The sequence below is a fragment of the Streptomyces sp. NPDC058773 genome (assembly GCF_042746015.1).
GTDB lineage: Bacteria > Actinomycetota > Actinomycetes > Streptomycetales > Streptomycetaceae > Streptomyces.
The window spans coordinates 160,731-174,554 of the sequence record NZ_JBHYPE010000005.1; the positions used below are offsets into that span (position 1 = coordinate 160,731).

The 13,824-nt window shown below is 71.3% G+C and carries 10 protein-coding genes; 4 read left to right on the forward strand and 6 right to left on the reverse strand.

Going from position 1 to position 13,824, the window contains the following annotated elements:
* Nucleotides 1-89: 89 nt before the first annotated feature.
* Nucleotides 90-1,433, reverse strand: a complete 1,344-nt coding sequence (locus tag ACFW5B_RS06905; protein WP_386434585.1) for a geranylgeranyl reductase family protein — start codon at nucleotides 1,431-1,433, stop codon at nucleotides 90-92.
* Between the two features lie 72 nt (nucleotides 1,434-1,505).
* On the opposite strand from ACFW5B_RS06905, the gene ACFW5B_RS06910 reads away from it, so the two are divergent.
* The gene (locus tag ACFW5B_RS06910; RefSeq protein ID WP_386434328.1) at nucleotides 1,506-2,039 is read left to right on the forward strand and encodes a GNAT family N-acetyltransferase; all 534 of its coding nucleotides are present in this window, start codon (nucleotides 1,506-1,508) and stop codon (nucleotides 2,037-2,039) included.
* Between the two features lie 147 nt (nucleotides 2,040-2,186).
* Here the strand turns inward: ACFW5B_RS06910 and ACFW5B_RS06915 are convergent, their stop codons facing one another.
* From ACFW5B_RS06915 to ACFW5B_RS06930, 4 genes are all read right to left on the reverse strand, one after another.
* Nucleotides 2,187-2,888, reverse strand: coding sequence for a demethylmenaquinone methyltransferase (locus ACFW5B_RS06915; RefSeq protein WP_386434331.1), 702 nt, complete (start codon nucleotides 2,886-2,888; stop codon nucleotides 2,187-2,189).
* 65 nt (nucleotides 2,889-2,953) lie between these two features.
* Nucleotides 2,954-3,544: a hypothetical protein gene (locus ACFW5B_RS06920; protein ID WP_386434334.1), complete on the reverse strand. Its 591-nt coding sequence runs from the start codon at nucleotides 3,542-3,544 to the stop codon at nucleotides 2,954-2,956.
* 7 nt (nucleotides 3,545-3,551) lie between these two features.
* Entirely contained in the window at nucleotides 3,552-4,751 is a 1,200-nt protein-coding gene (mqnC, locus tag ACFW5B_RS06925; RefSeq protein ID WP_386434336.1) for a cyclic dehypoxanthinyl futalosine synthase, read from the reverse strand.
* 143 nt (nucleotides 4,752-4,894) lie between these two features.
* On the reverse strand, nucleotides 4,895-5,800 hold the full coding sequence (locus tag ACFW5B_RS06930) for a menaquinone biosynthetic enzyme MqnA/MqnD family protein (protein ID WP_386434339.1): 906 nt from the start codon (nucleotides 5,798-5,800) through the stop codon (nucleotides 4,895-4,897).
* A gap of 249 nt (nucleotides 5,801-6,049) precedes the next feature.
* On the opposite strand from ACFW5B_RS06930, the gene ACFW5B_RS06935 reads away from it, so the two are divergent.
* The gene (locus ACFW5B_RS06935; RefSeq protein ID WP_030620150.1) at nucleotides 6,050-6,253 is read left to right on the forward strand and encodes a cold-shock protein; all 204 of its coding nucleotides are present in this window, start codon (nucleotides 6,050-6,052) and stop codon (nucleotides 6,251-6,253) included.
* Between the two features lie 346 nt (nucleotides 6,254-6,599).
* Here the strand turns inward: ACFW5B_RS06935 and eccCa are convergent, their stop codons facing one another.
* A complete protein-coding gene (eccCa, locus tag ACFW5B_RS06940; RefSeq protein ID WP_386434343.1) occupies nucleotides 6,600-10,550 on the reverse strand; it encodes a type VII secretion protein EccCa in 3,951 nt (1,316 codons plus the stop codon).
* A gap of 167 nt (nucleotides 10,551-10,717) precedes the next feature.
* Between eccCa and eccD the strand changes: the two genes are divergently transcribed.
* Both eccD and eccB read left to right on the forward strand, forming a co-directional pair.
* Nucleotides 10,718-12,199, forward strand: coding sequence for a type VII secretion integral membrane protein EccD (eccD, locus tag ACFW5B_RS06945; RefSeq protein WP_386434346.1), 1,482 nt, complete (start codon nucleotides 10,718-10,720; stop codon nucleotides 12,197-12,199).
* 84 nt (nucleotides 12,200-12,283) lie between these two features.
* Complete coding sequence (eccB, locus tag ACFW5B_RS06950) at nucleotides 12,284-13,816, forward strand: type VII secretion protein EccB (RefSeq protein ID WP_386434349.1); 1,533 nt, start codon at nucleotides 12,284-12,286, stop codon at nucleotides 13,814-13,816.
* Nucleotides 13,817-13,824: the final 8 nt, after the last annotated feature.

Genomic DNA, 13,824 nt, shown 5'->3' on the forward strand with positions numbered 1-13,824 from the left:
ACCGGGCCGTCGCCGGGCCGGCTGACTGACGGACCGCTCACCGGGGGCCGGCCGTCCGGGCCGGCCCCTCCGGTGTCACGCCTTCGGGGTCACGCCTTCGGGGCGACCTTGCTCAGCCCGTTGATGATGCGGTCCATCGCGTCGCCGCCCGTGGGGTCGGTGAGGTTGGCGAGCATCTTGAGGGTGAAGCGCATCAGCAGCGGGTGGGTCAGACCGCGCTGGGTGGCGACCTTCATGACCTTCGGGTTGCCGATCAGCTTCACGAAGGCGCGGCCCAGCGAGTAGTAGCCGCCGTAGGTGTCCTTGAGGATCTTCGGGTAGCGCTGGAGCGCCAGCTCGCGCTGGGCGTACGTGGCGCGGGCGTGCGCCTGCACGATGACCTCGGCGGCGATCGCCCCGGACTCCATGGCGTACGCGATGCCCTCCCCGTTGAACGGGTTGACCAGCCCGCCCGCGTCACCGACCAGCAGCAGGCCCTTGGTGTAGTGCGGCTGGCGGTTGAAGGCCATCGGGAGCGCGGCGCCGCGGATCGGGCCGGTCATGTTCTCCGGCGTGTAGCCCCAGTCGGCGGGCATCGAGGCGCACCACGCCTTGAGGATCTCCCGCCAGTCCAGCTCCTTGAAGGCCGAGCTGGAGTTGAGGATGCCGAGGCCGACGTTGCTCGTCCCGTCGCCCATGCCGAAGATCCAGCCGTAGCCGGGCAGCAGCCGGTCCTGGGCGCCGCGGCGGTCCCACAGCTCCAGCCAGGACTCCAGGTAGTCGTCGTCATGGCGGGGCGAGGTGAAGTACGTACGGACGGCCACGCCCATGGGGCGGTCCTCGCGCCGGTGCAGCCCCATGGCCAGCGAGAGCCGGGTGGAGTTGCCGTCGGCGGCGACCACCAGCGGGGCGTGGAAGGTGACCGGGGTCTTCTCCTCGCCCAACTTGGCGTGCACACCGGTGATGTGGCCGGTCAGCTCGTTGACGATCGGCGCGCCCACGTTGCAGCGCTCGTACAGCCGCGCCCCGGCCTTCTGCGCCTGCCGGGCCAGCTGCTCGTCGAAGTCGTCGCGCTTGCGGACGAGTCCGTAGTCCGGGTACGAGGCCAGCTCCGGCCAGTCGAGCTGGAGCCGGGAGCCGCCGCCGATGATCCGCAGGCCCTTGTTGCGCAGCCAGCCGGCTTCCTCGGAGATGTCGATGCCCATCGCGACCAGCTGCTTGGTGGCGCGCGGGGTCAGCCCGTCACCGCAGACCTTCTCGCGCGGGAAGGCAGTCTTCTCCAGAAGGAGGACGTCCAGACCGGACTTGGCGAGGTGATAGGCGGTGGCGGAGCCGGCCGGGCCGGCACCGACGACGATCACATCCGCGCTGTGCTCCGATCGGGCGGGGGTCACGGAATCGGTCACGGACGCGGACTCGGTCACGGCGCTGTCTCCCGGAAGTCGATGGGGAATTCGGGTGCCGACCGGCACCGGGCAGGTGCAGTCTATGGGGGCTGTGGTGATCAGAACCTGAAGGGTTGTGCCGTGAAATCTGTGAACACCCCGCCCGCACACCGGCCGCTTCCCGCCATCGAACTGCGCGTGCCCACCGAGGAGGACGCGCTGAACTGGCACCGGGTCTTCGACGATCCGGACGTCATGGAGTTCCACGGCGGCGCACCGGCCGAGCTCTCCGTCTACGAGGAGCTCACCTCGCGCCAGCGCAGACACCACGCGGAGCTCGGATTCTGCCTGTACACGCTGGTGGACCCGGCGGACGGCGCGGTCCTCGGCTTCACCGGCGCCCAGCCGTGGCCGTGGGACTGGGGCCCGGCGGGCGAGATCGAGATCGGCTGGCGGCTCGGCCGTGCCTCGTGGGGCAAGGGCTACGCCACCGCCGCGGCGCAGGCGGCGCTGGCCTCCGTCCGCGCGGCCGGCGTCCGCCATGTGGTCTCCCTGGTGGATGCCCGTAACGAGCGGTCGATCGCGGTGACCCGGCGGCTGGGGATGCGGCGGGCGGAGAAGGTGATCACGCCCGAAGGGAAGCGGACGGCGTACTGCCACCGGCTGGAGGTGTGAGCGTCCCCCGGCGCGAAGGAGCCGGGGCGCGGAGCATCGCCCCCCGGCCGCTTCTGCCCTCCGGCCGCCCTGCCGCGCGGGCACTCCCGCCGCCCGGCACATTGGCCGACCGGACACCGGGCCGCGGACGGGCCGCGGGCCCGGCGGTCAGCCCTCGGCCGGCCGGCGCCCCCGGTGCAGCGCCACGACACCGCCGGTCAGATTGCGCCAGGCCACCTCGGTCCAGCCCACGCCCTGGAGGCGGGCGGCGAGTTCGGGCTGGTTGGGCCAGGTGCGGATGGACTCGGCGAGATAGACGTAGGCGTCCGGGTTGCTGCTGACCGCGCGGGCGACCGGCGGCAGCGCCCGCATCAGGTACTCGGTGTAGACGGTCCGGAACGGCGCCCAGGTCGGCTCGCTGAACTCACAGATCACCACCCGGCCCCCGGGCTTGGTGACCCGGTACAGCTCCGCCAGCGCGGCATCGGTGTCCTGGATGTTGCGCAGCCCGAAGGAGATGGTGACGGCGTCGAACACCCCGTCCGCGAACGGCAGCCGGGTGCCGTCACCGGCCGTGAACGGCAGCCACGGGTGCCGCTTGTGGCCCTCCCGCAGCATGCCGACGGAGAAGTCGCACGGCACCACGTACGCCCCGGCCCTGGCGAACGGCAGCGAGGAGGTGCCGGTACCGGCCGCGAGGTCGAGCACCCGCTCGGCGGGCCGTGCGGCCACCGCACGCTCCACCTCCCTGCGCCAGAGCCGCGCCTGCCCCAGGGAGAGCACGTCGTTGGTGAGGTCGTACCGCGCCGCCACGTCGTCGAACATCGCGGCGACTTCGTGCGGCTGCTTGTCCAGGGATGCTCGGGTCACCCGGCCATTGTCCACCGTGGCCCGGCCGGCGGGCGCACCGGGCACGGCCCCGTCCCGTCCCGTCGTCAGCGCCGGCGGTACACCAGCCTGCCGCCCAGCACCGTGACGAGGCAGCCGCCGTCCTCGGCGAAGACCGCGAAGTCGGCCGGGCCGCCGGCGGTCAGCGCACGGGGGCGGCCGCCGGACGGCTCCGCGAGGCCGGACCGCCGGACCGCCGTACGGACCGCGGGGCGGGTGAACGGCCCGGTCAGCGACGTCGTCCCGGCGGCCAGCAGACGCTGCAGACCACGGCGGGCACTGCCGCCCCAGCGGGTCTCGGTCATGTCGAGGGCGGCGAGCGCGGCGCCGGTGAGCGGCTCGCTGCCGAGCGCGTCGGCCTCGCGCGGATCGGGGTGGTAGGCCGCCTCCAGCAGGGCGGCGCCCTCCGGTTCGTGCCGGCCGGGCGTCAGCACCCCGTCCCACTCCCGGACCCGCGCCCTCCCCCAAGCTTTCGGCTCCGCTCCAGCAGGGGGGACCCCCATGCCGTAGGTGGCCCACAGCTCCTCGTACGGCCCGAGGGCGGCGATCCGGGCGCCGTCGACCACGACCGCGTGCCCGGGAAGAGGCTCCCCGTCCGGGCCGGGCCGGACACCGCGGACGCGGTGAAGTGTCAGCATCCGGGGCTCAGTTGGCCTCGACCAGCTTCAGCTCCGGATGGGCCGTGCCGCCCTCGATCGCCGTCGACGACAGATGCGAGACGACCTTGTCGTCGACGGGGTCGTGCGCGGGGTCGTCATGCACGACCAGGTGCTCGTAGGTGGTCGCGCGCTGCGCCGGGACCCGGTCCGCCTTGCGGATCAGATCGATGATCTCCATGCGGTTGGAGCGGTGCTTGGCGCCGGCCGAGGAGACCACGTTCTCCTCCAGCATGATCGAGCCGAGGTCGTCCGCGCCGTAGTGGAGCGAGAGCTGGCCGATCTCCTTGCCGGTGGTCAGCCACGAGCCCTGGATGTGCGCGACGTTGTCGAGGAAGAGCCGGCCGATGGCGATCATCCGCAGGTACTCGAAGAGGGTGGCCTGCGTCTGGCCCTTCAGGTGGTTGTTCTCCGGCTGGTAGGTGTACGGGATGAAGGCGCGGAAGCCGCCCGTACGGTCCTGGACGTCGCGGATCATCCGCAGGTGCTCGATCCGCTCGGCGTTGGTCTCGCCGGTGCCCATCAGCATCGTGGAGGTCGACTCCACGCCCAGCTCGTGGGCCGTCGTCATGATCTCCAGCCAGCGCTCGCCGGACTCCTTCAGCGGGGCGATGGCCTTGCGGGGGCGGGCCGGCAGCAGCTCGGCACCGGCACCCGCGAAGGAGTCGAGACCGGCGGCGTGGATGCGCTGGATCGCCTCCTCGACGGACACCTTGGAGATCCGGGCCATGTGCTCGACCTCGGAGGCGCCGAGGGAGTGGATGACCAGCTGCGGGTAGGCCTTCTTGATGGCGGAGAAGTGCTCTTCGTAGTACTCGACGCCGTAGTCCGGGTGGTGGCCGCCCTGGAACATGATCTGGGTGCCGCCCAGCTCGACGGTCTCCGCGCAGCGGCGCAGGATGTCGTCGAGGTCGCGGGTCCAGCCCTTGGCGGTGTCCTTGGGCGCGGCGTAGAAGGCGCAGAACCGGCAGGCCGTCACACACACATTGGTGTAGTTGATGTTGCGCTCGATGATGTACGTCGCGATGTGCTCGGTGCCGGCGTAGCGGCGGCGGCGTACGGCGTCGGCGGCCCTGCCCAGCGCGTGCAGCGGAGCCGAGCGGTACAGGTCGAGCGCTTCCTCCGGCGTGATGCGGCCGCCCTGCGCGGCGCGGTCGAGTACGGACTGGAGGTCGGCGTTCTCGGTCACCGGGGCGTCCCTTTCGCAGGCGGGCATCACGAACTGAACCAGCGTACGTCAGGGGTACGACAGCCCCGCTGGCGGCCGGACCGGCGCCCGGCCGCCCGCCGTGCGGGCCCGGCACCGGCGGCCGGTGCCGGGCCGCGGCCCGCTCAGCCGCGCGCGGCCGCCGGCTCCAGCAGGTCCACCGTCACATCCGCCGGGAACCCGGTCGTCGGCCCCACCCGCCGGGCGAACTCCGTGACCCCCTCCAGCTGCGCCGCCCCGAAGCGGAAGTCCAGCGTGGTGAAGTACCGCTCCAGAACGGGCTCGTCGAAGGTCTCCCAGCGGGCCGCCTGCTCGGCGACCTTGGCGACCTCCTCCAGCGACAGATCACGCGAGGCGAGAAACGCCTCGTGCACCTTCCGCACCACGGCCGGCTCGCGCTCCAGGTACTCACGCCGGGTCGCCCAGACCGCGAAGACGAACGGCAGCCCCGTCCAGTCCTTCCACATCTGGCCGAGGTCGTGCACCTCCAGGCCCAGCTTGGGCCCGTCGTGCAGATTGGCGCGCAGCGCGGCATCGCCGATCAGCACCGCCGCGTCCGCCTCCTGCATCATGAGACCGAGGTCCGGCGGGCAGGTGTAGTAGTCGGGCCGCACCCCGATCCTCTCGGCCAGCAGCAGCTGCGCCAGCCGTACGGACGTCCGCGAGGTCGACCCGAGCGCGACCCGGGCGCCGTCCAGCTGGTCCAGCGGTTTCTGCGAGACGATCACGCAGGACATGACCGGGCCGTCACACCCGACGGCGAGGTCGGGGAAGGCCACGAGGTCGTCCGCGGCGCGCAGGAATTCCACGAGGGTGACCGGCGCGATGTCGAGTTCCCCGCGGACCAGCTGCTCGCTGAGCTTCTCCGGCGTGTCCTTGGTGAGATCCAGATCGAGCAGGGTGCCCGTACGGGCCAGGCCCCAGTAAAGGGGCAGGCAGTTCAGGAACTGGATGTGGCCCACTCGCGGCCGGCTGCGACGGCGGCCGGCGTCGGCTCCCGCGGGTGCGTCTCCGAAGGTTGAATTGTCCACATGCGGAGGCTAGACCTGTCTCCCCGGGCCCGACGCGGCGGGTCACGGTATGGACGTTAGTGCGGTCGGTTAAACGTGATCTTTGGCTCTTCCACCTCACGACGGCCCCATGCTAAGCTCAGCGCAAGTTGCAGTTTGGTTTCCCTTGCAGTACAGAGCCTGCGGAGCATGTGACCCGCAGGCTTTTGTAGTTTTCAGACTTGTTTGCAGGTTCTGGAGCAGGGCAACCCTTTGGCCCAAGGAGGGCTTATGGCTACCGGAACCGTCAAGTGGTTCAACGCTGAAAAGGGCTTCGGCTTCATCGCCCAGGACGGCGGCGGCCCGGATGTCTTCGTCCACTACTCGGCGATCAACGCCTCTGGTTTCCGCTCCCTGGAGGAGAACCAGACGGTGACCTTCGACGTCACGCAGGGCCCGAAGGGTCCGCAGGCGGAGAACGTCACTCCGGCATAAGTTGCCCGGCCCGGAATTCTTTCCAGGTCGCCTCTAGCAGTACCCAAGGAGCCCCGCTCCGCCACTTCGGTGGCGAGCGGGGCTCCTGCCTTTTGCCCCGGACACCGACACCCGCCCCCACAAATGTCGTCCACATGAATTCCCACCGTCCGGAACATGACACACCCGAATGCCGCATCCTCTCCGGAATTCCCGGGCCAATGACTGCCGGATCGGCTGATACCCGTGCTGTCGGAGCGGGAGACTCCGGATGCCGCGGAGGCAATGGGAAATCCGGGGCGGTGTCCCCCGTACCCGCGCCCGGCACACCGCTCACGGATATGCCGGAACGCGCCGCTTTCGCCCGCTAACGGTCGGGAAGCCACCCGAGCTGCACCAGGGGGGTGCCGCGCTTGCGGGAAACGAAGTGGGCCCGGCCCGGAGGCATCGGGTGGGGGCGGGTGGTGCCCAGGATGTCGCCCTCGTGAGGGTCGCCGGAGAGGATCAGTCCCTGGGCGCCGAGCTCCTTGACGCGCTGAAGGAAGGGCTCGAAGAGGGCGCGGGACACCCCGGCCGAGGTGCGGGCGATGAGGAAGTGGATACCGGCGTCGCGGGCGAAGGGGAGGTGGTCGGTGAGGACCGCGAGGGGGTTGCCCGTGGAGGAGGTGATCAGGTCGTAGTCGTCGATCAGGACGAAGAAGCGGGGGCCGGTCCACCAGCTCCGGTCGCGGAGCTGCTGGGGGGTGACCTCGGGGCTCGGCCTGCGGCGCTCCATGAGAGCGGCGAGGGCCTCCATGTGGACGGTGAGCGCCGCGTCGGTGGGGGCGTATTCGAGGAGGTGGCCGGGGGAGACCGCATCGAGCAGGGTGCGGCGGTAGTCACCGACGACGATCTTGGCCTCGTCGGGGGTGTATCGCTCGGAGATCTTGTGGGCGAGGTGGCGCAGGGCCGCGGTCTTTCCGGACTCGCTCTCGCCGAAGACGAGCAGGAAGGGATCGGTTTCGAAGTCGACATAGACCGGTTCGAGGCCGGTCTCGTCGATGCCGATGGGGACGCCGCGGTGCGGGTGGTCGGAGCCCTTGGGCAGGTCACCGGCCGGGACCTCACGGGGCAGCAGACGGACGGGCGGGGCGGAGGGGTGCTGCCAGGCCTCGTCGGCCGTTCGGACGAAGTCGGCGGTGGCGGCGCCGAGTTCGACGGCGGGGTTGCCCGCATCGATGCGCGGGACGGCCGTCATGAAGTGGAGCTTGCCGGGGGTCTGGCCGCGGCCGGGCACACCGGCGGGGACATTGGCGGCGGCCTTGCGGTCGAACTCGGAGTCGAAGGGATCGGCGAGCCGCAGTTCGAGACGTCCGAGCAACTGGTCCTTGAGGGCGGCGCGTACCTCCATGTGCCGGGAGGCGGTGAGGACGACGTGGATACCGAAACCGAGGCCGCGGGAGGCGATATCGGTGACGACCGGTTCGAGCAGCTCGTACTCGTCCTTGAACGGGCCCCAGCCGTCCACGAGCAGGAAGACATCGCCCCAGGGCTGGTCGGGGAACTGTCCCTCGGCGCGCCGGTGGCGGAAAGTGGCGATGGTGTCGATGCCGTGGGCGCGGAAGAGTTCCTCCCGCCGGGCCAGGATGCCCGCCACCTCCGCGACGGTACGGCGGATGCGCTCGGGATCGAGGCGGGAGGCCACGGAGCCGACGTGCGGGAGGTCCGCCATCGAGCTCAGGGCGCCGCCGCCGAAGTCGAGTCCGTAGAACTGGACCTCCCGGGCGGTGTGGGTGAGCGCGAACGAGCCGATGAGTGTGCGCAGAAGGGTGGACTTGCCGGACCGGGGGCCGCCGATGACCAAGAGGTGCCCGGTGGCTCCGGAGAAGTCGTGGACGAGGATTTCGCGGCGCTGTTCAAAGGGCTTGTCGACCAGCCCGAGGGGGACCTTCAGGGTGCCGGCGGCGCGGTAGGCCGGGGCGTGCAGGCCGCGTTCGGACGTGCCGGCCAGGGCGGTCAGCAGCTGATCCAGCGCGGGGGCCTTGTCCAGCGGCGGGAGCCAGACCTGGTGGGCGGCGGGGCCCTGGCCCTCCAGACGGCCGACGACCACGTCCAGCACCGTGTCGGCGAGGGCGTCCTCGGGTGCGGGACCCGGGACCGTGGGCGGGGCCGCCTCCGGCTCGGCCGCCACAAGCGGCACGGGCGGCGCCTGGAAGAGCGCGGCCCGCCGCTGGACGGGCTGTGTGCCCTGGTCCGCGCGGTCGGCGCCCGAGCGATACGCCCCGGACACGTACGCGGCCTTGAAGCGGGTCATCTCGTCCGTCCCGCACTTGAGATAGCCCGAGCCCGGGACGGAAGGGAGGTGGTACGCGTCGGGGACACCCAGCGCGACCCGGGATTCGGCGCCGGAGAAGGTGCGCAGGCCGATGCGGTACGAGAGATAGGTGTCCAGGCCGCGCAGCCGGCCTTCCTCCAGCCGCTGGGAGGCCAGCAGGAGATGGACGCCCAGAGAGCGGCCGATACGGCCGATCTGGATGAACATCTCGATGAAGTCGGGCTTCGCGCTGAGCAGTTCGCTGAACTCGTCGATCACGATGACGAGTGAGGGCAGCGGGTCAAGAGCCTGTCCGGCGGCACGGGCCCGCTCGTAGTCATGGATGTTGGCCATGTTGCCCGCCTGGCGCAGGAGTTCCTGACGCCGCTGGAGTTCACCCTGCAGCGAGTCACCCATGCGGTCGACCAGCGAGAGGTCGTCGGCGAGGTTGGTGATGACGGCGGCGACATGAGGGAGAGCCGACATCCCGGCGAAGGTGGCGCCGCCCTTGAAGTCCGCCAGCACGAAGTTCAGGTTCTCGGAGGAGTGGGTGACGGACAGGCCGAGGACGAGCGTGCGCAAGAGCTCGGACTTGCCGGAACCGGTGGCGCCGACGCACAGGCCGTGCGGGCCCATACCGTTCTGCGCGGCCTCCTTGAGGTCGAGCATGACCGGCTGACCGGCCTCGTCGATGCCGATGGGGACGCGCAGACGCTCGGCCCGGGAACGGGGCCGCCAGGTGCGGACGGTGTCGATCGAGGCGGGGTCGCCCAGGTCGAGGAGGTCGGTGAAGTCGAGGTTGGCGAGCAGCGGTTCGTCGTCGTCATTGCCCTCGATGAGCAGGGGGGCGAGCCGGCGGGCGAGGGTGTCGGCGCGCTCCGGGGAGAGCGTGTCGGGGGTGCCCTCATAGAGGGAGACGGCGGATTCCAGACGCAGCCGGCCGGGTTGGACCTGCACGGACAGCCCGCCGCGCGGCTCGTCGAGTTCGCCCGGGACGACCTCGACGACGGTGACGCCCTGCAGGCCCTCGGGCGCGGCGAACGCGGAATCCGGCGGGACCATGCCGCCGTCCAGGACGACTACGAGGTGCGGCCGGTCGAGGAGGGGCGGGGCGTCGCGGCTGAAGCGCGGACGGTCGGCCAGCTGGTCGGCGAGGAGGGTTTCGAGTTCGGCGAGGTCGTCGCCGAAGAGGCGTTTGGTGCCCGCACCGTCGAGGGAGCCGGGCAGCTGGGCGTGCGGTAACCACTTCGTCCAGTCCCACCGGGCGACCGCGCCGGGGGACGCCACCACGGCGACCATGAGGTCCTGCGGCGAGTGCAGGGTGACGAGCTGGCCGATCAGGGCGCGGGCGGCGCCGTGTGCGGACTCCGGTTCGCCGGACACGGTCAGGTGGTAGAAGGCGCGCATCGAGACCGCGACCGGCATCTGCCGCAGCGAGCCATGGGTGGTGAGGAAGCGCTGCATAACGCCCGCGGTGAGTGGTTCGAGCTCATCGACCGGGGCCGTGTCGGGGGCGATGAGCGGCGTGGCGAGCTGCTGGGTGCCCAGGCCGATGCGGGCCTGGCCGAAGTCGGCGTCACCGATGCGCCGTTCCCAGACCCGGCGACCCTCGGCGACCACCGCCCACAGCTGGTCGGGGGCAGGGTGGAGGTAGTGCTGGGCGTTGCGCTGGGACGCCGCGGTGCGGCGGATCCGACGCCGGGTCCGCGCCAGATACTTGAGGTAGTCACGGCGACTTTGCGCCATCTCTCCCTGCGTGCCCCGGCGGTAACGGACTATCTGCGCGATCACCATGCCGAGGGTCGAGGCGAGCATCAGCGCGCCCATGACGCGCATGAAGCCCGGCAGCCCCGGCATGAAGAAGAACACCACCGACGAGCCCATCCCGAGCATCGGCAGGAGCTGCATCAGCACGCCCTCCTGCTGGCCACGCGGCAGTTCCGGCGGCGGTTCGAGGCGTAACTCGTCCGTGGGGACAACGGGCGGAAGCGCCCGCGGCGGACGCTTGACGACGATCTGGCTCACCGCGCACCAATCCCTCGGCGCGGAAGGGAAATCTCCGTACCGCTCACCCCCCTGGCGACGGCGCCTTCCGCATCGGCCGATCCTACTGCCGACTAATGTGAACGGCGGGGAAGATCATGTGTCACGGCCGGCCGGGCGGGGCCCCGGGCGGCGGACAGGGGGACGAATTGCGCACGAGCGTGGGGACCGGTTTCCGCAGGGTGACCGTGGTCGCGCCGGACAGCCGTATCGATGTGGCGTTACCCGAGAACATCGCGGTCTCCGACATCTATCCGGAGTTACTGCGGCTGACCCGCCAGACCCAGCCCGCCGACGCACCGACCGGCTACTACCTCTTCCGGAGCGACGGCAGCGCGCTGGACAGCTCCGGCTCGCTGGCCGACCAGCGGGTCGTCGACGGCGAGATGCTGCATCTGCGGCCCTTCGCACAATCCCTGCCGCCGGCCGTCTTCGACGATGTGTCCGATGCCGTGGCCTCCGCCGTCGCCCGCGACCGGCGCCTGTGGAACGACGGCATGCTGCGGGGCACCGGTCTGGTCGGGGTGGGCGTACTGCTCGCCCTCCTGGGAGGCGTCCTGTGGTGCGCCGACCCGCTGCGCCATGACATGCACAGCCTGCCGGGCGTCATCGCCGCCACCGCCGGACTGCTGGTGGCCGCTTTCGCGGGCGTACGGGCACGCGTCTACCGGGACCAGCCGTCCGCCGTCGCGCTGGGACTGGGGGCGTTACCGGTCGTGTGGACCGCGGGATCGGGGATCACCGGCCCGGACAGCGGCCAAGGCGCCGGACGGCTGCAGTTCCTGCTGGGCTGTATCGCCGTGCTCGTCGTCTCCGTGGCACTGGTCGCGCTGTCGCCGCAGGGCGACGCCCCGTTCATCGCCGCCACGTTCCTGGCGGCCGCCGGCACCCTCTCGGCCTTCCTCGCCCTCGTCACCGAAGCCTCCGCCACCCAGGCCGCCGCGGTCTGCGTGCCGGTGGCGATCGGACTGATGGCCTTTCTGCCCGGTCTCTCCACCCGGCTGGCCAGACTGCCGGTCGGCTACGTCACGCCCCGCAGCCTGGCCGAACGCGAGGACGGTGCCGAGGCCGGCACGTACCCCGCCGACGCCGGTCCCGTCACTCCCGTGGAGCCTGCGGACATCGCCGCCCAGGCGCGTCGCGGCCATGAGCTGCTGCTCGGTCTGCTGGGCGGCTGCTGCGCCGTCGTCATCGGCGCCGCGGGCGTCCTCGGTCTGTCGGAATCAGCGTGGGGACGACTGCTCGCCCTCGCCGCGGGTCTCGCCACGCTGCTGCGCGCCCGGCTCTTCCGCTACACCACACAGGTGGCCTGCGCGATCGTCGCGGGGTTCGGCGCGCTGGCGCTGCTCGTCCTGGGCATGGCCGTCAGCCCGCCCGCCGGGGCGCTCACCGACTTCCTCGCGGGCGACCGTGCGCAGCTGGACATCCGCACCGTCTGGCTGGCGCTCTCCCTCGCGGGCGGCGTGGCGCTGCTGACCCTGGTCGCGCTGACCGTACCGGAGCGGGGGCTCACCCCGTTCTGGGGACGCGCCCTCGACCTCGCCGACGGTCTGCTCCTGCTGACCCTGCTGCCGCTGTGCCTGGCGGTCCTGGACCTGTACGGCCGGGCCCGCAGCATGACCAGTGGGTGAGGCGGAGACAACGGCAAGAGCGGTCGGGCCCGGCAGAAACACGACCGCGCACTCGGGCAACGGTCTCAGGGGGAAGACAGCACCATGGCATCACGGCGGGACGAGCTCAACGGCTACACCTTCGCCAAGAAGCGACTCGTGGCCGCCTTTCTGCAGCCCTCCCCGGACCGTACGGACGAAGGGGCCCCGAACCCCTTACGGGCCGTGCTCCCCGGCCTGGTCATCGCGGCACTCGTGCTCGCGGGCTTCGGCGCCTGGGGCATGTTCCGCCCCAAGGCTCCCAAGGGCTGGGACACTCCGGGCGAGCATGTGCTCCTCGGCAGCCAGTCGGCCACGCTGTACGTCGTGCTCACCACGGACGGAAAGCGGCAACTGCACCCCGTCCTCAACATGGCCTCCGCCCGGCTGCTGCTGAAGACCGAACAGGTCGATGTCCTCAAGGTCGACGAGCACGAGCTGGACAGCGGGAAGATCCCGCACGGGCCGACGCTGGGCATCCCGTACGCCCCGGACCGCATCCCGGAGGCCCGGGAAGCGCAGAAGAGCAAACGCTGGGCGGTGTGCGAGCAGCCGGGCAGCAACGGCAGGACCGTACAGAAGGCCACCTTCCTCTTCGCCGACCGCGACGCGCACAAGGTGGAAGGACCGAACCGGCTGCGGGGCGGCCGGATGCTCTACGTCCGGGAGACCGGCGCCCACGGCCGCCGCTATCTCGTCGACGGCCGGGGCACCAAGTACCTCATCGACGGCGGCGCGAGCCCCGAACTGCTGCTGCGCGCGCTGGTGGGGAACCGGCCGCCGCAGCCGGTCACCGAGGAGTGGCTGGCCACCTTTCATGACGGCACGCCGATCGGCTTTCCCGCCCTTCCGCCGTCCGTCGGCCGACGGGCCGGCGTCCCGGGCCTGGACGCTCACGAGGACCAGGTCGGCAGGGTGCTCCGCGCCACGACGGGCGCCGGGGCACAGCAGTACGTCGTGCTGCCCGGCGAGGTCCGGCCGGTGTCGGACTTCGTCGCCCGGCTGCTGCTCTTCTCCCCGCAGACCGGCCGGCTGAAGCAGCGCAACGAGCCCACGGACGTGGACGCCCAGTCCTTCACCCCGGAGAGCGGGAACCTGTTCACGCAGAAGAAGTGGCCGCGGGCGGTCGCCAAGCAGGCCAACACCACCGCGGCTCCGCACCGCCGGAACACGGTCTGCAGTGTGCTGCGCAAGGTCTCCGCCACCGGACGCACCGAACTCAGCACCTGGGCCGGGCCGGACTACCCCCAGCAGGTCGTGAACGGCGGGACCAGCGCGTATGTGACGCCCGGAACCGGCATGTTCTACCAGCAGATCCAAGCCGGGGACGTGTCCACGGGAGCGCGCTTCCTGGTGACGGACTCCGGTCTGCGGTACGTGGTCCAGACGAACAACGACAGCAGCGCGAAGCCCTCCGGCAACGGCCCGGACGCCCAGGGCACCGGTGGGAAGCAGGGGACGAAGGAGACCGACCGGGCACGGACGCTGCTCGGCTACAAGGACGTCACGCCGGTGCGCGTCCCCGCGAACTGGTCGCAGTTCCTGCCGATGGGCCCCCGGCTGGACACCAACGCCGCGCGGCAGCCGCAGGGTTCGTAGGAACGGAG